The sequence below is a fragment of the Planctobacterium sp. AWH2_060 genome, assembly GCF_056158425.1.
The window spans coordinates 1,924,326-1,943,125 of the sequence record NZ_JBSWTG010000001.1 but is presented as its reverse complement, the minus strand read 5'-3'; the positions used below and the strand labels follow the sequence as shown (position 1 = coordinate 1,943,125).

At 44.9% G+C, this 18,800-nt stretch carries 17 protein-coding genes; 10 read left to right on the top strand and 7 right to left on the bottom strand.

The annotated features are described in order from the left end of the window. The first annotated feature begins 163 nt into the window (after positions 1 to 163). Positions 164 to 1,258, top strand: a complete 1,095-nt coding sequence (locus ACXAD8_RS08260; RefSeq protein ID WP_475227147.1) for an ISAs1 family transposase — start codon at positions 164 to 166, stop codon at positions 1,256 to 1,258. Positions 1,259 to 1,262: 4 nt separating this feature from the next. On the opposite strand, the gene ACXAD8_RS08255 is transcribed toward ACXAD8_RS08260, so the two are convergent. The 4 genes from ACXAD8_RS08255 to ACXAD8_RS08240 form a co-directional block, all read right to left on the bottom strand. Continuing rightward, positions 1,263 to 1,667 (bottom strand): response regulator, encoded by a 405-nt coding sequence (locus tag ACXAD8_RS08255; protein WP_475227144.1) that lies wholly within the window; start codon positions 1,665 to 1,667, stop codon positions 1,263 to 1,265. A 227-nt stretch (positions 1,668 to 1,894) separates the two neighbouring features. Next, positions 1,895 to 2,128, bottom strand: coding sequence for a hypothetical protein (locus tag ACXAD8_RS08250; protein WP_475227141.1), 234 nt, complete (start codon positions 2,126 to 2,128; stop codon positions 1,895 to 1,897). A gap of 288 nt (positions 2,129 to 2,416) precedes the next feature. After that, entirely contained in the window at positions 2,417 to 3,013 is a 597-nt protein-coding gene (locus ACXAD8_RS08245) for a TetR/AcrR family transcriptional regulator (protein ID WP_475227138.1), read from the bottom strand. Positions 3,014 to 3,121: 108 nt separating this feature from the next. Further along, positions 3,122 to 3,391, bottom strand: a complete 270-nt coding sequence (locus tag ACXAD8_RS08240; protein WP_475227136.1) for a hypothetical protein — start codon at positions 3,389 to 3,391, stop codon at positions 3,122 to 3,124. A 125-nt stretch (positions 3,392 to 3,516) separates the two neighbouring features. Between ACXAD8_RS08240 and ACXAD8_RS08235 the strand changes: the two genes are divergently transcribed. The 4 genes from ACXAD8_RS08235 (at position 3,517) to ACXAD8_RS08220 (ending at position 7,845) form a co-directional block, all read left to right on the top strand. Next, entirely contained in the window at positions 3,517 to 4,416 is a 900-nt protein-coding gene (locus tag ACXAD8_RS08235; RefSeq protein ID WP_475227133.1) for a histone deacetylase family protein, read from the top strand. A 78-nt stretch (positions 4,417 to 4,494) separates the two neighbouring features. Then, positions 4,495 to 5,385, top strand: coding sequence for a helix-turn-helix transcriptional regulator (locus ACXAD8_RS08230; RefSeq protein ID WP_475227131.1), 891 nt, complete (start codon positions 4,495 to 4,497; stop codon positions 5,383 to 5,385). Between the two features lie 102 nt (positions 5,386 to 5,487). Then, on the top strand, positions 5,488 to 7,242 hold the full coding sequence (locus tag ACXAD8_RS08225) for a monovalent cation:proton antiporter-2 (CPA2) family protein (RefSeq protein WP_475227128.1): 1,755 nt from the start codon (positions 5,488 to 5,490) through the stop codon (positions 7,240 to 7,242). 18 nt (positions 7,243 to 7,260) lie between these two features. Then, the gene (locus ACXAD8_RS08220) at positions 7,261 to 7,845 is read left to right on the top strand and encodes an acyl carrier protein phosphodiesterase (RefSeq protein ID WP_475227126.1); all 585 of its coding nucleotides are present in this window, start codon (positions 7,261 to 7,263) and stop codon (positions 7,843 to 7,845) included. Here ACXAD8_RS08220 and ACXAD8_RS08215 read toward each other — a convergent pair. Next, positions 7,817 to 8,401, bottom strand: a complete 585-nt coding sequence (locus ACXAD8_RS08215) for a thymidine kinase (protein WP_475227123.1) — start codon at positions 8,399 to 8,401, stop codon at positions 7,817 to 7,819. The two genes, ACXAD8_RS08220 and ACXAD8_RS08215, sit on opposite strands and share 29 nt — an antisense overlap. A gap of 144 nt (positions 8,402 to 8,545) precedes the next feature. On the opposite strand from ACXAD8_RS08215, the gene ACXAD8_RS08210 reads away from it, so the two are divergent. Both ACXAD8_RS08210 and ACXAD8_RS08205 read left to right on the top strand, forming a co-directional pair. Next, positions 8,546 to 9,175, top strand: a complete 630-nt coding sequence (locus ACXAD8_RS08210; protein ID WP_475227121.1) for a hypothetical protein — start codon at positions 8,546 to 8,548, stop codon at positions 9,173 to 9,175. Between the two features lie 13 nt (positions 9,176 to 9,188). After that, positions 9,189 to 9,446, top strand: a complete 258-nt coding sequence (locus ACXAD8_RS08205; protein WP_475227119.1) for a DUF3081 domain-containing protein — start codon at positions 9,189 to 9,191, stop codon at positions 9,444 to 9,446. Between the two features lie 11 nt (positions 9,447 to 9,457). On the opposite strand, the gene ACXAD8_RS08200 is transcribed toward ACXAD8_RS08205, so the two are convergent. Continuing rightward, entirely contained in the window at positions 9,458 to 12,982 is a 3,525-nt protein-coding gene (locus ACXAD8_RS08200; protein WP_475227117.1) for a PAS domain S-box protein, read from the bottom strand. Between the two features lie 152 nt (positions 12,983 to 13,134). Between ACXAD8_RS08200 and lpxL the strand changes: the two genes are divergently transcribed. Further along, positions 13,135 to 14,061, top strand: a complete 927-nt coding sequence (lpxL, locus tag ACXAD8_RS08195; RefSeq protein WP_475227114.1) for an LpxL/LpxP family Kdo(2)-lipid IV(A) lauroyl/palmitoleoyl acyltransferase — start codon at positions 13,135 to 13,137, stop codon at positions 14,059 to 14,061. Between the two features lie 160 nt (positions 14,062 to 14,221). Then, positions 14,222 to 14,839 carry a toxin co-regulated pilus biosynthesis Q family protein gene (locus tag ACXAD8_RS08190; RefSeq protein ID WP_475227111.1) on the top strand — a complete coding sequence of 206 codons (618 nt, stop codon included), beginning with the start codon at positions 14,222 to 14,224 and terminating at the stop codon, positions 14,837 to 14,839. A 9-nt stretch (positions 14,840 to 14,848) separates the two neighbouring features. On the opposite strand, the gene glnE is transcribed toward ACXAD8_RS08190, so the two are convergent. Further along, positions 14,849 to 17,755 carry a bifunctional [glutamate--ammonia ligase]-adenylyl-L-tyrosine phosphorylase/[glutamate--ammonia-ligase] adenylyltransferase gene (glnE, locus tag ACXAD8_RS08185; RefSeq protein WP_475227108.1) on the bottom strand — a complete coding sequence of 969 codons (2,907 nt, stop codon included), beginning with the start codon at positions 17,753 to 17,755 and terminating at the stop codon, positions 14,849 to 14,851. An 82-nt stretch (positions 17,756 to 17,837) separates the two neighbouring features. Here glnE and ACXAD8_RS08180 point away from each other — a divergent pair, with 82 nt between their 5' ends. Next, positions 17,838 to 18,743 (top strand): DUF350 domain-containing protein, encoded by a 906-nt coding sequence (locus tag ACXAD8_RS08180; protein WP_475227105.1) that lies wholly within the window; start codon positions 17,838 to 17,840, stop codon positions 18,741 to 18,743. Positions 18,744 to 18,800: the final 57 nt, after the last annotated feature.

Below are 18,800 nucleotides of genomic sequence, written 5' to 3'. Positions count from 1 at the left end.
ATTTTTTGGAAAACTTGCAGTGATTCAATCGTGGCATTTACCAGGGCGGGATCCTAACTTTTTGATATATAAAAATGAATATTGATCACCATTCAATATATCTCACCAGTGAACTTATCTTGATTCAGTTGATCTGATCCGTTTTCATTATCGGAAACCCCATATGTCACTGGTAAAACACTTGGAAATCATCCCGGATCCTCGCAAAGATATTAATCTCAAGCACAACCTTGTTGACGTTATTTTCCTGACGTTGTCCGCTGTACTTAGCGGAGCAGATGGCTGGAAAGCCATTGAAGAGTTTGGCGAAAGTCAGCTGGACTGGTTACGCCAACATCGCCGTTTTGAAAATGGTATCCCCAAACGACATTGTATTGCAGGAATTATTAAGGCACTGGACACAGAAATACTGTTACAGACAGTGTTTGGCTGGATTAACCAACGTAGGCAGACTTTAGGGCAATCGGTTATTGCTCTTGATGGTAAAACTATGCGAGGTGCCTGGCGGGAAGATGTGAGCAAAGCGTTACATGTCGTCAGTGCTTTTGATGTGAATTCCGGGATTGCTTTGTATCAGGACTGTTCCGACAACAAAGGCAATGAACGTGCTGTCGCCAGAAATGTGATTGAGGCGCTGGCCATGGAAGATGCCATTTATACGCTTGATGCACTGCATTGCCAGACAAACACCATGGAGACGATAGTCAAAGCTAAAAGTGACTTCGTTATTCAGTTAAAGGCGAATCAAAGCAAGCTCTTTGAGTATGTAAAAGAGAGTTTCACTGAACGATACAATGACGAAGCTCTCAATACCTTTACCCAGTCGAATCAGGGACATGGACGTCAGGAAAGCCGAACAGTAATGCAAATGAAAGCCGAACTGCCTGAAGAACTAAAAACAAAATGGCCGCATATTCGCAGTATCATCGAGGTTGCCAGTGAACGTCAGCAAGGTGGTCAAACGAGCTATCATTCCCGCTGGTATGCAACCTCACTTACAGCTGATGCAGAGCAGTTCGCCCGTATCATCAGAGAACACTGGTCAGTTGAAAACCAGTTACACTGGGTGCTTGATGTCGCCTTTCGCGAAGACCAACTCAAAATAAGCGATCCTGACGGGGCAGCTCATATTGCGTTGTTTAATCGTGCATGTCTGAATCTGATAAAGCAACATCAGGGTAAAAAAGATAGCATAGCAGGTAAACGGCGGAGGGCAGCATGGAGTAGCAAATTCAGGACGGAATTACTGTTTGGTTAAAAAGTCAGCAAAGTACAATCCCGCCCTGGGCATTTACTGAGTTTTCTACCATCTGGTAATTGAGTGGAAACTCCAAAATTTCAGTGCGTAAATGTCGGAAAATTGGACTGGAACCTATGCTTTCGGCATTGTCAGTAATCACTACGAATTTGCACCATTTAGGTACTAGGTTTGAGCGGGTTAGGTATCTCACCAGATTTACCCCGGTTAGGCTAAATCCCAGGTCTTCTCTCATAAAAATAAGGTCATATTTGAAGGACTGCTCGCGGCCAACCAAATCCTTGCCATCCTTCATCAGGTCAACGTCTGACTGGCCCAGAGTTGCAAGCATATTTTTGAGTTCACTACGAGCCGCCATATTCTGGTTAACGATTAAAATCTTCAACTGCGTCGTTACTTTTTTGTTCATGGCCACCTCCAAAAGTCCGTTTTGAGTGTTGGTTACTGCTGCAATATTTTAAGGCTCTACTAGTGAATTTAGTGGTATCTGAAAAATAAGATGTATGAAATCTCTGAAAAACTTGTAGGAAATATCTTACAAACTGAAATGTCGAGAAGTTAACTTCTCAAAAAAACTGCATTTAGACTTTTGAGTATTTAATGTGCGTTAAATTGCACTTTGTGGATTGCTTGGAATTACTGCCTCTCCAGGTCTTCTGGTAACAGCTCTTCTAGTTCGTTGATTAGTATAATGAGTTTTTCATGTAACTCACATATTTCTTTATTTTGTTGTTTTTGCGTCATGCTTTGCGAATGTTCTGAGTCGCTAATACCAGAGAGATAGGACTGGCAACCTCTGAACCTGGAACTGGTATTACTTGTATTCGGGACAGCATAGGGCTTTTGTGTACGCATGGCTTTACCGTTCATGGGTCTGGTTCTTTTGAGAAAGAACAGGGAGGCTTATTGTTATTATTATTGCGAAGCTGACCCCGACTTCGTGCCTCCCACAATTCGACGAACGAATTATGGCTGTTTGAATGGAATTAACGTGCCAACAATTTGTAAAAATATAAATCATTTAAAAACAAGGGTTTATGGTTATTTCTGGTAATCAATGGTTTGGTTTTGTAACACCGCCTGAATGATTTTAGTGCGCCATGCACGTTTGCGGTGCTTTATCTGAAATTTGAATATCGGGTTTTCTCGTGTAATTCGCTATTGATTCTTCCAACTGGCAATGGATTCGGAGATCACACTAACCATGCTTTTTGCCGCACAGGGGTTTTGGTCGATTCTGATGGTTGCAATGGCGCCCCATAGACAACCACAAAGATATTCTGTTTTGCGTCTTATCTCTTCGTCATTAGCATTAATTACCTTGTCAGCGCGTGCGTTTTCGAGCGCCTGGTAAAAGGAATTAAATACTTGTTGTTTAAATCGCAGTAGCTTTTCTTTTACCGCTGGGCTGGATTTGTTGAGATCTAACAAGGCATTCACCATCAGACAGCCACAATGATTAGGCTCGTCAGACTTCTTGTCACTGCTAATTTTGGTGAAAAGCGCCAGGATTCCCTCTAATCCCGCTTCCGGGACTTCCACTTGAAACAGGTGCTTGCCTTGCTCGTGATACATATCCAATGCCGCCAGAAACATACCTTCTTTGTCACCAAAGGCATTGTAGATACTAATTCGCTTTAGCCCTGTTGCCGTTTCGAGATCACACATTGAAGTCGCGTCGTAGCCATGTTGCCAGAAAGCATTCATCGCTGCGTTAATGACTTTCTCTTCACAAAATGTACGTGGTCTCGCCAAAATTCAGCTCCCGTTTTACTTTTACACGCTTAAAACCGGAATTTTAACCGGGTTAAATACAAAAAAACAGCAATCTGATTGGCTTTCAGGCTTTCTGATCACAATAATTCAATGTCTGGATTTGCTGTGCAATGCCCGAAACTCATTGAGTAAGTTTTCAATTTCCTGTTTATTACCCACAAATCTTTCTTCTTCATAGTGGCCTAACTTTTCAACCAGGGTTACCAAATCGTGTTCCAGTTCGTCTTCCAGTATACTGAGTTTGCGCAGCAAAGTTTGCCATTGCTGCTGGGCCTCCATTTCCAGCACATCGATACTCAAGCTTAATTCCTGCTTGATATGCAGTAATTCCTTTATCACAGATTCAAGTTTGGACATTTCAATTCCTCCACAAAATGAGTCAGTAGCTCTGACTGCTAAGAATAGTTGTACAGTTTAAAGATAAACAACTTCTGGTAAGATACTGCTGTTTGCATTGATAATTATGGCGCATCCGATAGAGCATGCCTCAACTGATTTTTCATTCAATTTACAGCCAGTTAAGTTTACCCGTCAAGCATCGATTTCCGATACAAAAATATCAGGGCATTTATGATGTGTTACTCATTGAAGGTGTCGCCGAAACTGACTTTTTAGCCCCTGAGGCTGTGCCTCCGGAAGACCTGATGAGGGTCTTTTCTCCCGCCTATATGAAGCATTTTTTGCACGGTACTATGGACAACAAAGCCATGCGTAGAATAGGCTTTCCCTGGTCTGAACAATTGGTTAAAAGAACATTAACGGCGGTTGGTGGCACTTTGTTAACCGCGAAGCAGGCACTGGATAAAGGTTGGGCTATCAACCTGACCGGCGGCTATCATCATGCTTTTGCGAATTTTGGTTCGGGTTTTTGTATTATTAATGATCTCTATCTGGCGGCACTGCAAATGCTGCAGGCCCCTGATATTGACCGCGTTTTAATATTTGATTGTGACGTGCATCAGGGGGATGGCACGGCTAAGTTGGCTGAAAATAATCCGCATATTAAAACCGTCTCTTTGCACGCAGAGAAAAACTTTCCCTATCGCAAGCAACACTCAGATTTAGATTTTCCATTGCCGGCTAAAATGCAAGATGCAGCTTATCTGGAAGTAGTAGATGAGGCATTGCATCTGGCTATGACGCAGTTTAAGCCGGATGCCTTGATTTACGATGCCGGTGTAGATATTCATGTCGACGACGATTTGGGACATCTATGCATCTCAACGGAAGGTGTTTATCAAAGAGATTGCCTGGTGCGCGCCTACAGTAAAAGAGCCAATATTCCGGTTGCCGCAGTGATTGGTGGAGGCTACCAGCGCGATATTGATGCATTGGTAAATGTACATAAGCAGCTGTTTCGTGCGTTTGATGTCGTTGTTTAAATCAATGTGAAATAAAAATGATGACATCATAATGATTGGATGTTAAGTTGTTGTTATTCATTCGAAGAGAGAGTGGTTATGACAACAGAAACAGCCTATCTGGCAGAATTAAATCATGGCGCAAGAGAGCGTTTAGCATTTATCGATTTTAGTCTTCAATATTTTGGCCATATATCACGCGCCGAACTCACTGAAAGATTTAAAACCGGATTGGCGGCAAGTACCCGTGATTTCTCTGCTTATAAGGAGTTGGCACCGGATAACCTGACTTTGAATCACAAAGACAAGCGCTATTATCGCAGCAGTCAATTTGTCCCGGTTTTTCATCATGATCCTGAAGCGATTTTGCACCAATTGTGTTTGGGATTCGGCAACGGGATTTCAACTTTGGTGGAATCCAGCGAAGTGTGCCTGGATGCAGTGCGATTAATTCATCCCGACGCCAGCATTATTGCGGCGTTGATGCGGGCCATCACTAACCAGCAGGCTATTCGTTGCGGTTATGTGTCGGTATCTTCTGGAGAGACAGAACGAGAATTGGTGCCTCATGCAATAGTCAATAACGGCCACCGCTGGCACGTCCGGGCATTTGATCGCACGCATCAGCAATTCCGGGATTTTGTTTGTACCCGATTTACTTTTGTAACGGAATTAGAAGAAGTAAGCGCTCCTTACGAGCAAAAAGATGAAGATGCACAGTGGAACCAGTTAGTGGAGTTACACCTGATCCCCCATCCGGAAATTACCCAAACACGTGCTGTAGAAATGGATTATGGTATGGAGAATGGAGCATTAATGTTGACGGTGAGAGCCGCATTGGCCAGTTATGTGTTGCGGCAGTGGCAGGTTGATTGTTCCGCCGATCACCGTATAAAAGGACAGGGGTGTCAGTTGGCTTTGGCGAATTATACGCAATTGCAAGGTGGGGAAAATATGCATCTGGCACCAGGCTTTGGTATCGGGGCTTAAGCAGCACTCAAAGCGAACAAGCCGATAGAGAAATAAGATTGGTTTCTTTTAAAGCGGCTTTGATATCCTTCTTTATCATCTTTTAGCGGAAAACATATAATTATGGCAACAATGACAACTGGCCTTGTTTTTCTCGCAGCTGCCGTGGTGGCTGTTCCTGTTTTTAAGCGACTCAAACTGGGTGCTATTTTGGGGTACCTGGTGGCCGGTTTGGTGATTGGTCCTTCAGTGCTCAATCTGGTGTCTGATCCCGATACCATACTGCATTTTGCAGAGCTGGGGGTGGTGTTACTTTTATTTGTCATCGGTCTGGAGCTGGAGCCTGAAAAGCTCTGGCGTATGCGCAACCAGATCCTGCTAACCGGTGGTGGTCAGTTGCTGATCACATCAGCGATAATTCTGGTACTGATGTTAATGTTTGGGTTTAGTCTCAACATTGCGCTGGTTGTGGGACTTGCTGTGGCTTTGTCTTCAACCGCGTTTGCGATTCAGCTGATGAGCGAACATCGCATCCTGAAAACTCCTCCAGGGCAAAAGGGATTTTCAATATTGCTGATGCAAGACCTGGCGGTTATACCTATTTTATTGCTGGTGGCGGCCTTATCGGATACTGACAGCAGTTCCGCGCCTGAGTGGTGGGTTAGCGTATTGGCAATCTTGGTGGTGCTGGTGGCAGGCCGCTATTTAATCAATCCATTTTTAAGATTATTGTCTCGCTACGGTAGTGAGGAAGTGATGACCGCAGCGGCATTGCTCATCGTTATGGCAACAGCGATGGGCATGCAGGCCTCAGGATTGTCTATGGGCATGGGCGCTTTTGTCGCTGGTATGCTGCTTGCGAACTCAAGCTTTAAGCACCAACTGGAAACCGAAATTGAACCTTTTAAAGGCTTATTGTTAGGTCTGTTCTTTATCGCCATAGGTATGAATCTGGATCTCAGCTTACTGGTTTCACAACCGGCCATTATAGTGGGTGCTGCCATTGCATTAGTTGTGATCAAGACAGGGGTGATTTTTGCCATACTTAAGGCGTCAAAAGAATCCAGCACGGATGCGGTGCGCATTGCATTGATGTTGTCGCAGGGCGGTGAATTTGCTTTTGTGGTGATGGCGCAGGCTTCTGCCAGCAGTTTGCTGCCAGAGTTGGTGGCTGACCAGGTGACTCTGGTGGTGGGTATCTCCATGGCGATGACGGCTCCACTGGTGATTTTACACAGCCTGTGGTTCAACAGTAAAAATTGCCCCAACGTATATGAATCTGACGTGCAGGATGATCATCCACAGGTGTTAATCGCTGGTTTTGGTCGATTTGGTCAGATCACCGCCCGTATGTTAGCCGCGCACAATATTCCTTTTACGGCTCTGGATACTGATGCTGAGCACATTGAGTTTGTAAAAAAGTTCGGCAATAAAGTTTACTTTGGGGATGCGTCCAGGCTGGATATCCTGAAAAAGTCGGGTATCGAGCAAGTTAAAGTGCTTTTGATCGCGGTGGACAATGAAGAGAAAGCGCTGGAAATTGCTAAGCTGGTGAGGGAAGAGTATCCGGATATCAAAATTGTTGCCCGACTGAGAAATCGCATGAATGCCGCCAAATTTGATGCACTGGGTATTACCCATCTGGTTCGTGAGGTCTTTGAAGGTAGTATTGATGCGGCAACGCGGGTACTTCAGGAATATGGCTTTAGCACTGCTCAGGCTAATTATTATGCCCAGGTTTTTAAACATCACGATGAAGAAATTCTGATGCGGAGCATTCAAAACCCGGTGGAACCACAAGAAGCGGTGAAGCGCAGTATCCAGAATCGCAAAAATCTGGAATCACTATTCAAAGAAGATAAAGCCGACATTTTGTAGTCGGCATATATCGATGATATGAATTACATTGCCCACATCCATTTAGCCGCTCTCACAGAAACCTCACTGGTGGGCAATTTTATGGGGGACTTTGTGCGTGGTAGTCAGCTTGAGTATTTGTCTGATGAGTTGCGACAGGGCGTCAGGTTGCATCGTAAAATTGATAGTTTTACCGATAAACACCCAGAAGTAATGGCGTTGAAAAGGCTCTTTCCTGGAGCTTTGCGGCGCACCTCAGGTATTTGTCTGGATATCTGGTTTGATCATCTCTTGTTGCTCCACAACCATCAATACCCGCCATTACTTGAATCTCAAGTTTTTGCCGACTTTTATCGGCAGTTACAATCAGTTGAGCTTACCCAGGAGCGCTTTATCCGGGTAAAAACCAGTCTGTTGAAGTCCCAATGGCTACAGCATTATCAACGATCTGAAACCTGTTTAAAAGCTTTGCAAACGGTGCAGGAAAGGTTGGGAAATCGCCTCGTTTTTGCCAACCAAAGTTATCAACTATTGTTACAAAACGAAGAACGATTTGAGCGGGGGTTTCATGCTTTCTATCCTGACCTTATGCAGTTTACTCTGGATGCCATACCATCTCACTGAAATGACGACGGCACAGTGATTCGTAACTGTCATTGCCGCCTACTTGCACCTGTTCGCCCTGGGTGACGGGCTTGCCATTTTCGTCCCGGCGTACTACAAAGTTCGCTTTGCGACCACAAAAACAAACGGTTTTCAGTTCTTCCAACTTATCAGCCCATGCCAGCAAATAGTGAGAGCCTTCGAAGGTCTCGCCGAGAAAGTCCGTGCGTAAACCATAGGCCAATACCGGAATTCGCAATTTATCGACAATACGGGTCAGATCCATCACCTGAGACTTGTTTAAGAATTGTGCTTCGTCAAACAACAAACAATCAATCTTTTTGTCGCGATGCATGGATTCGATGATCTGCCACAAATCTGAGTCGTAATTAAACAGGTGGGCGTTGGATTGCAGGCCGATTCTGGAAGTGATTTTGCCAATTCCGTATCTGTCGTCCAGTGCGGCGGTAAATATTTCTACGTGCATACCTCGTTCTTTGTAGTTGTATGCCGATTGCAGAAGCGTCGTGGATTTTCCTGCGTTCATTGCCGAATAGTAGAAATAGAGTTGCGCCATAGTGCTATTTTAATGTGCTTGAAAACTAAAGCCGCCTATTGTGCCCAGGTTTTTTATAAATTCCCATTGAAACTATCCTAAATTAAAATGGACACTGACAGGGTTAAAGCACTAACCTAAGGTGGATTATGGAGTTTTAACACAATGAATACCTTAAAGAAAATGCTCGGGGCAACAGGGCTGTTAGTTATCTGTTCGCTACAAGGGGTGTCGGCTCAGTGGTTTGACAAAAATTATCTACTGTTAGCGCCTGCTTTGAATGATGTGGATGTTGGTCAGGCTGACAGCTCTTCTGCGGGAGCATCGCTGGCGTTTGGCACCGAAATTCACCCTCAGTGGTACGCTGAATTGGGAGTTAACTTAGCGGCTTCTGATTTTACCCAACCAGATGCGCCAGCCGATAGCCAGGATCATCAACTAAACTCAGGCGTTGACGCTTCCGGGCTTTATTTCTCCGTATTGGGGAAAGCGGCGGGACAAAGCGGCGAATTGTTTTATAAACTCGGGGTGATGGCATTGGGATATGAAAGCGCTGAACGCTACTCAGGAGAGCAGGATTGCGATGTCGGGCAAGGGCAAGTGTTTAGTTTTCCTGATGCTGACCCGGTGACTCAATGTCACCTGGATGAAACTGCACTGGCTGGCTTGATCGGCATCGGTTTTGATTTTTATGTGGGTTATCGTTCTCAGGTCAGGGTCTATGTTGAACATGTACGTGGCGAGAATGATATTCAGGTTAATACTGCTCAGGTGGGCTACCGCTACAATTTCTGAGTTCAGGAGTGATATGAAAAACGAAATAGATAGCAAACTGATACTTTCCGTCTTCGAGAAGATCCGCTTACATGGTGAAAAGTCCGAAGAAGGCTATTTACTCGATGGGGTAAAAGCGAACACCGACTTTGATGGGTACACTCTGTACCTGAGTGATGCGCTGGTGTCCCTGAGCTTTGGCTTTCACAATCAATATCATTTTGATTATGAAAGCGCTGAACACTTCGAACAGTTTTACAAAAAGCTGACTAATATCAATGAGCAGTATTAGCGTATTTTGCTCTAGTGTTTCACCCATTTCGCTAATTCTTCTTTCAGCGCCTCATTGGATATAGGTTTGGTCAGATAGCTGTTCATTCCCGCGTCGTAACACTTTTCGGCATCACCTTTCATAGCGTGCGCGGTCAGTGCGATAATGGGAATGTTTGCGTCAAAGTTGGGGGAGTTTGAAATACGAATCGCCCGGCTGGTTTCATAGCCATCCATTACCGGCATCTGACAATCCATTAAGATCACATCATAGGGCTCGACCGCAGTATTGAGGGTTTGCAAAGCCTCTTCGCCATTTTCTGCCACATCCACCATGAAATCCATGGTCTTCAGCATTTCAACGGCAACCTGCTGATTGATATAGTTGTCTTCCACTAGCAATATGCGCAATTCACCGGAATTCTGCACTTCTGTTTCAGGGGTAATGTTGTCCACCCTGTTGTCATCTTCCGGCATTTGATCAAATAGAATAGACAGTGATTGCAACAATGTCTGGCGTTTTACCGGTTTATGGAATTGGTGAACAATATTCAGCGCCTGTAACTCTTCAGTGGTGAGGTTTTCCCCGACAGGAGTAATAATTACCATCTTAGGTTGCGGTAAATTCTCGTTGCTTCTGATGGCTTTCGCCAACTGGTTACCCTGCATTCCCGGTAATTTATTGTCGATATAAATTGCCTCAATAGGCTTATCGGTGTTGGCCTGTTCCCGCAATAGTTTTATCGCGGCTGGGGCATTCTGCGCCTTATACAGAGTCAACTCGGTGCCTGTAACGATTGATTTAAACCAGTCCTGCGCTGATACATTGTCTTCCACCAACAGAACATTTTTACCACTTAAATCCGGTGCTAATAAGGTTTCCGGAATTTCCTCCAGCGCCTCACCGTAACGGATGTTAAACCAGAATGTTGAACCGGAGTTTATCTCACTGGTGACCCCGATAGTGCCGCCCATTAGCTCCGACAGTTGTTTGGAAATCGCTAGCCCCAGACCTGTACCACCAAATTTTCTGGTGGTAGAGGCGTCCACCTGAACAAATTTATTAAACAGGTTGTTTACCTTGTTATCCGGGATACCTATGCCCGAATCTATAACTTCGAAATGCAGTTTGTTTAAGCCGGTCTCTGCTATTTTAAGCGTTATTTCTCCGTTATCCGTGAACTTCAACGCATTACTACACAGGTTATTGATAATCTGGCGAATACGGCTGGGGTCGGAACGTATGTATTGCGGAACGGTATTGTCTACCACACAAACAAATTCCAGACCTTTCTCCTGAGCGCGTAATGCAAAGGTATCAGCCAATTCACCCACCAGTTTGAAGATATCGAAGGGGATCTCTTCCAGTTCTAATTTACCCGCTTCTATTTTGGAGAAATCCAGAATGTCGTTGATCAGATGTAACAAGGACTGTCCTGATGACTGGGCTAAAGAAACATAATGGCGCTGTTTTTCGTCAAGTTTGGTTTTCAACAGCAGGTCATTCATGCCCAGGATACCGTTAATTGGGGTGCGTATTTCATGACTCATGTTGGCTAAAAAGTCACTTTTGGTACGACTGGCTTCCTTGGCTTTTTCTTCTGCGCGTTTTAACTGAGTAATGTCCTGGAATGCACCTCTGAGTAACAAAGGTTCACCATTAACATACTCAACAAAACCCACGGCCCGTATCCAAATTCGGCGGTTTCTGGCGGTGATAAAGGGCAGCTGCAAATCCCAGGATTTACCATCGGCGATGGCGTCTTCAATGGCTCTTTGAATAATGGGACGGGCTTCTGGGGCGTAAAAGTAGATGGCTTCACCCAGGTCGACTTTTTCGCCCACCGGGATTTCATGAATGCGGTAGACTTCCTTGGACCAATAAAGTTCATTGGTTTGCAGGTTTAATTCCCAGCCACCGAGTTTAGCCATGGTACCTGTAGTTTCCATCAGGTCCTGATTTCGCTGTTTCTCAGCTTCCATTTTTTTCAGCTGCGAAATATCTCTGGCAACCGCAAGGTAACCTTCTATGTTTTCACTGTCATCATGGATTGGGGTAATAGATAATAGTGCCGGAAACGCTCTTTCAGACTTAGTTAACAGTTGCCATTCCAGCTCTTCACTGCTGCCTCTTTTGGCCTTTTCCAGAAAGCTTTCCAGATCTGGTTGCAAAACAGAATCGATGGGTCGCCCCAACTTTTGCGCACCAAACATTAATTCCTGAGGATCGAAAAAGTCAGTCAGATTCATTTTTCCAACCGCATCCGCTTCAGAATACTCTAATAACTCTTCAGCGTAGCGATTGAAGGTTTTGATTCTGAATTCTTTATCGGTGGCTATCAGCATCAAATTGGCACTGTCCAGCACCGCCTTTTGCAACCTGTTGAGGTTGGTTATTTTTATTTCTGCTTCTTTTTGCTCGGTTATGTCGGTTTCCAGCGCCATAAAACCGGTGAGTTTCCCTTCCCGGTATAAAGGCTGGCAGTTGATTCTAACCCAGTAGGGATTATCGTCTTTGTGATAGTTGATTAGTTCTTCGTTAAATCCATGACCATTTTTCACCGCTTCACTCATACGTTTGATGACTTGTGGGTCGGTCTTTTTACCCTGCAGGAAGGAGCCGGGATGTTTGCCTACCGCTTCTTCAAAACTGTATCCGGAAATTTTTTCAAAACTGCGGTTAACCCAGGTGATATTTTGATGGGCATCGGTGAGAATAACGGCGTTATCGGTTTCCTGTGCCAGCTTGGCCAACATGGCATTTTCTTCGGTACTTTCTATAAGCTGCTTCTGAGCCGTGTATCTGTCGGTCAGGTCGTAATTGACCCCGATAACCTGTAGCGGTGTGTTTTTTTCGTCATATACCACGTGACCATAGGCTTTCAGATAGCGCTCATCACCATCAGGTGTGGCAATCCTGAAACTGGTATCAAACTTGGTTTGCTGTTCAACACAATAGTTAAACATGGCTTCGGTGGGACTGACATCATCCGGGTGTAATCTCGACACCCAGTCCTCATAGCTATTTTTGAATTCTCGTTCAGAAACGCCATATAACCGATACATTTGCTCATCCCATTGCAAAATGCCGGTTTCAAAATCAAGCTCCCAAATGCCAATACCTGCGGCTTCGGTGGCCACCATAAACTTTTTATTGAGCTCTAAAAGGTTTTGCTCGGCGGACTTGAGTTTTGCTGATTCGTTCAGGGTTACGATTAAATGACCGGTTTGCGCTACTTCACTGACCCCCAAATTGGCAAAAAATACCTCACCGTCCTGGCGAAATGCGGTCAGGCTGGTACTTTCGTAGATACGCTCTGCAGAATAATTCTGCATAAAATCTTGATAGAAAGGATCACCAGGTTGCAAAAAACCACCGGGAACCAAGTCGCTGAAATTGAGGGATAGCAGGGAATCCCGATCATAGCCAAACAGCCTTTCACAAGCCCTATTAGCGTATACGATATCGCCGTCAGAGGTGAGTTCCATTATCCCGGCAGCAGCCAGTTCGACCATGGCTTTAAAAGCGCTGTCGCCTCTGGTGGTTGAGTTGCTCAAACTGATTGTCTCTTGAATGATTCCATGTAGTACCAATTACTTTATTATCTTATCGCGCAAGGCGCAAACCTTGAGGCTTAGATTCTATAAAATCGCAATTGTCTAAAATCTAAAGTAAGATCCGCGCAATTGATGTAGAAGAGAGTTTTGTCTTGAAGGTTATTGACGCTCCCAAATTTGAATGGCGCTTTTTGCTGCCGAAATATTGGCTGATCTGGTTTGGCTTTTCTCTGTTGTTTTTACTCACCTGTTTACCTTATCCGTTGGTGCGTAAAGTGGGGGCTGGACTGGGAAGATTGCTGGCGTTGTTTGGCAAAAAACGGGTGGCAATAGCAAAGCGCAATATCGAACTCTGTTTTCCTGATTGGGATGAAGCGCGTAAACAGCAGCTGTTAAAAGATAACTTGTCCGCTTCTGGCATGGCAGTGCTGGAAACCGTGATGGGCTGGTGGTGGCCCGACTGGCGAGTGAAGCAATTACTGAGCATTGAAGGCTTTGAGCATGTTGAAGCGATAAAGAAACAGGGTAAAGGTGTGTTTGCTATGGCCATACATTGCCTGAGTCTGGAGTTTGCATGTCGGGGCTTGGGGTTTTATCAACCCAGCGTGGCGTTTTATCGCAAGCACAACAACGATTTAATGGAGTATCTGCAATACCATGGCAGAGCCAGATCAAATAAATACATGATTCATAAGCGTGATGTTAAAGGCATGTTTGAAGCCTTGAGTAGCGGCGAGTTGAGCCTGTATTTACCTGACCAGGATTACGGTCGCAATAAAAGTGTGTTTGTGCCATTTTTTGCGGTTCCTGAAACGGCCACCACACTGGGCTCTATGTTGTTTATGAATAACAGCGATTGCGGTTCAGTGTTTGTCCAGTCTATTTCTTCCGCTTCAGGTTACAAAATTAAAATCTGGCCGGGGCTGGATAATTTCCCAAGTGGCGATGATGAGCAGGATGTGGCCAGAATTAATAAAAGAGTAGAAGAAATGGTGATGTTGGCTCCGGAGCAGTACTTGTGGATGCATAAGCGCTTTAAAACCCGCCCCGATCCGGATGCTCCGTCTTTGTATTCATAGTAGAGTAACAAAAGAACTTTAGGGCACAATGGCGACTCTAAATAATGGAGTTGGTATAACAACTGATTATCAATAAGAATAACGAAAATATGATAGAAATCTGATATATTCTCTCAGAGTGATTATTAAGTGAGCGTTTTCCTTTTAGGTTGATTTGGATATGGCAAAGAAAAAGAACTTTTCACCAGCGATGTTTTGGGCCAAGCAATTTGGTTTTGCTATTATTTTGATCATTGGTGCCGCCTTATTGATCAATAACCAAAACGAAAAAGAAGAACAAAAGAAAAACGCTGAAAAGAAAAATATCAATAACAGTCTGAGTGACTTCTATGCGCAACATCGCATGTCACAAAGTAAACCTTATGAAGAAGACCAGGGCGATTTTGTGGTGGAGCTAAACAAAGGCGCTGAATCTTTGCAGTCCCGGATGAACAAAATGGCGGCACAGCAAAGCGCCCCTATTGAAGGCCGTTGGGTGGGCGAGCATAAATACCGGACGTTTTCCGCTGGCTCTACCCTACGAGAGGCCATTACCAACTATGCCCAAAGCGAAGGTATGCAAGTAATTTGGGAACTGGATCAGGACTTTATCGTAAAAAGCCAGTTTCAGATGGAGGATACCTTGGTGGGTTCTCTATATAAAATAGCCAAAGCCGTGGATAGTAATTTTAACGGCCAGGTTACTGCCTATGTTTGCCCTAAACAGCGCTCGCTGGTTATTACTGACGAAAATACCGACTTCCTGAGAGAAAACTGTACTCTCGCCAGACCCAGCTAAAAATAATCTTTATTTCAGGCCCGGATTTCCTTGCTCCTCATCTGAGGCCTGACTATCGACAAACACCTGCTGCCAGATATTAATCACCTGAGTTCGATGGTTTTCCAGCTCTCCCTTGAGCATCAGATTTTCTTCTCCGTCCAGTGCTTTTTGATGAGACAGATTGCGAAACGCAAGATAAGCATCAATAAGCTGTTGGCACCAGGCTTCGCTGATCAACTGATATTGTTTTAAAGCTTCAATGATTCGCACATTATCGGACCATATAACCACTTCAGGCACATGATGTCCGTGGCGCAGCGACCAATACTGGGTTAAAAACTCTATATCTGCGATGGTGCCCGCGGCTTGCTTTAAGTCGACTTTATTATCGGTGCTTTTATCCAGATGAGTACGCATTTTTTTACGCATCGCTACCACATCGGACTGTAGCGTGTTTTCATCTCTGGCTAAACACAGCACCTGTTGACGAATTTCGTTAAACCTGAATTTCAAAGCTTCGCTACCGGCGATGGCACGACTGCGCAACAATGCCTGGTGCTCCCAGGTCCAGGCCTCTTCCAGTTGATAGCTTAAAAAGCTCTCAATCTGTGCCACCAATAATCCAGAGTTCCCGGAGGGGCGCAGGCGAAGATCCACCTCATACAGTTCTCCGGAGCCGGTTTTAGTGTTAAACAGGTGCATTATGCGTTGCGCCAGCTTTGCGTAAAATTGTCTGGAATCAATCGCTTTTGGGCCGCTGGTGTCTGCAGCACTGGTGCAACCATGCAAGAACACCAAATCTAAATCTGAGCTGTAACCCAGCTCAATACCGCCTAATTTGCCGTAGCCGACAACCAAAAATTGTTTATCGGCATCATCTGCGCCAACCGGATAACCATATTTTTCGGTCATCTGGTGCCAGGCGGAGTTGATCACTTCAGCGATAATGGTTTCCGCCAGACAGGTCAGATGGTCACTGACTTTCATCACTGGTAAGGTATCCTGGATATCCGCTGCCGCAATACGCAACTGGTGACTCAATTTAAACTGTCGTAAGGCTTCCATTTGTTGCTCCAGGTCTTCCTCTGGAATGCGTAACAATGATTGCCTGAGTAAATCCGGGTAATGGGCCAGTGGAGTAGGGTTGTATAACGCCTGGGGATTGAGTAGTTCGTCCAGCAACAAAGGGAAACGCGCCAGTTGCTCAGATACCCACTCGCTCTTGGAGCAGAGCCTTATCAGTTGCATCATGGCACCTTCGTTTTCCAGCAGCAGCTCCAGGTAGGTAGTGCGTTTCAATACGGCACTGATAATTTGAAAAACCCGCTCAATTAATATGGCATTGTCCGCATCGGATTTAGTGTAAAAACTCAAACAGGCATTGAGAATTCTGGGTACCAGTTTGTCCAGTGACTCCCGGCCCCGGGCGCCAATGGGCTTCTTCGCAAACTCTTTTTTGTAGGAATTGAGTTGCTGATACATTTTATGAGCATCACTGATATCGGTGACTTCTTCCAGCAAGCGCAGTGCTTCTTCTTCACTTAAATCCAGATGCCAGAAATCATTCAATGGTGTATCCAGCTCAATTTCTTCTTCGGGATTATCGCCAATCAGTTCGTCAAATTGGGCACTGACTAAGCTGAAGGTTTGTTCCAGCTTCGCCATAAACTGATCATGGCCGGGGAATCCCATAATCTGGATCAGGCGCAGAAAGTTAGTGTCATTGTCAGGTAATTCCTGGGTTTGTTCATCATTGAACTGCTGTAAACAATGCTCTACTTTGCGCAAAAACAAGTAAGATTGACGCAATTCATCAACATCATCGCTACTCAGGATTTGTTGCTTTTCAAAGATGTTTAACAGGGTGAGTAAGCGCTTTTCTTGTAACAGGGGATCTCTGCCGCCTCGGGTAAGCTGAATGCATTGCACGATAAACTCGATTTCGCGAATGCCGCCACTGCCCAATTTAATGTTATTGGTGAGGTTGCGACGACGCACTTCCTGTCGGATCAACTGCTTCATTTTGCGCAATGACTCTAATACGCTGTAGTCGATATAGCGACGGTACACAAAGGGGCGCAGAATGCTCTGTAGTTCTTCGGTGAAACTGCTGGTAGGGTTGAGAATACGGCCTTTTACCATAGCATAGCGTTCCCATTCTCTGCCTTGTTGCTGGTAGTAGTCTTCCAGAGCAGCAAAACTGGCTACCAGGGGACCGCTTTCACCAAAAGGTCTGAGTCGCATATCCACCCGAAAAACCTGACCGTCTACTGTAGTCTGGTTTAGTGCGGCGATGAGCTTTTGCGCCAAACGAATAAAAAACTGTTGAAACTCCATGGATTTATTGCGGTATTGCAGCTCACCGTTGCAAGGGTACGCAAAAATTAAGTCTATATCGGAAGAAAAGTTGAGTTCTTCGCCGCCCAGTTTGCCCATACCGATAATCAGCATGGGTAACGCTTGGCCATCCTCTTTTGGGGTAGCGTATTTGTTGCAAAAATGTTGATAAAGCCAGTCATAGGCATTTAAGATCAACGCATCTGCCAAATCTGAAACCTGTTGCAATGAGGTCTCAATTGGTTGTTCGTTCAGCACATCTTTAATAGCGATGCTGACCATTTGTTGGTTGCGAAAATCTCTTAATATTTTGTGCAAAGCAGATTCATCACTAATGTTTCTCAGTTGCTGCTTGAGTAAATCATTGACGGAATGCGCAGAGGAAAGCGACAGGCAAGCATCTAGCCAGTCTGGATTGGATTTTATTTGTTCCGCTACGTAATCACTCAGCGCGAAGGCGTGTTTTAAGCGATGCGTATTTTCAGGTGACAAGGATTGCTGCCAGGCTTCACCATGGCGTTCGGTAACGCCTTGCCAATGCACCTGAGCGACTTGCTCCAGCTCAGCCGGAAGAGTATTGCCTGTTTGTTGAGTCATAAGCGGTTCAGATAAATCTTTGATTTAATGTAGCTTAATGTACTATAACATTACTTTAAACACCCTTTTTCAATGAACCTTTATGTCTGCGTTGGTTAATCTGATTCCGGTATCCCCTGATTTGTGGATTTATTTAGTGACGGATATGGTTATTGCTATTTCGTTGTTAACCATGTTGCGTTGGATATCAGGTCGATTATTGGAAGAAGGAAAAGATAATCGTGGACGGGCTAATCACGATAATTACGCTTACGGTATCAGTGTCGCAGGCAGAATGATGGCTTTGGCGGTAGTGCTTGCCGGGGCGGTAGAAACCTCCAGCAAAGGCGACATCGAAGATTCCATTGTGACAATGCTGGTTTACGGGGCCATCGGTATCGTGCTGATCAAAATTGGCCGATACGCTCACGATAAAATTGTATTGCACAGGCTGGACAAAGATTTTCATATTAAAGATCGCAATACCTCTATTGCGCTGGTGGATGCCTCCAGCTCCATCGCAACCGCGATAATCATCAAAAGTGTGCTGGTTTGGGTAAGTGGCTTTGATATTCAGGCCGTTATTGCCATTTTCTCCGGTTTCGTGGTGTCGCAAACCATACTGCTTACAATGACCCGCATCTATGAGCGTCGCTTCAGAGAAAACAACCGCAGTGGCTCATTGCAGTCATCATTAACCAAGGGACAGATGGCGTTGGCAATTCAGCACAGTGGTCACTTATTGGGTACCGCACTGGCAGTGACAGCCGCCAGCAATTTATTGGAATACAAGCCCATGGGTTACGTGAGTAATCTCACCGGTTGGTTGATAACCGGCCTGGCCTTAACTTTTGTCTTAACCGCCCTGGTGACAATTGCGCGGCGTTTTATTTTGGCAAACGTCAATCTGGTGCAGGAAATTGATCAGCAGCACAATGTTGGGGTTGCCAGTATTGAGTTAGCGCTCAGCGTTGGTATTGCATTGATTTTATCCGGCCTGATTAGCTAGCCGGAGAGGCTTTTTCTTATCAATTGTCGGGTAAAAATAATAACCTTTGCGTTATTG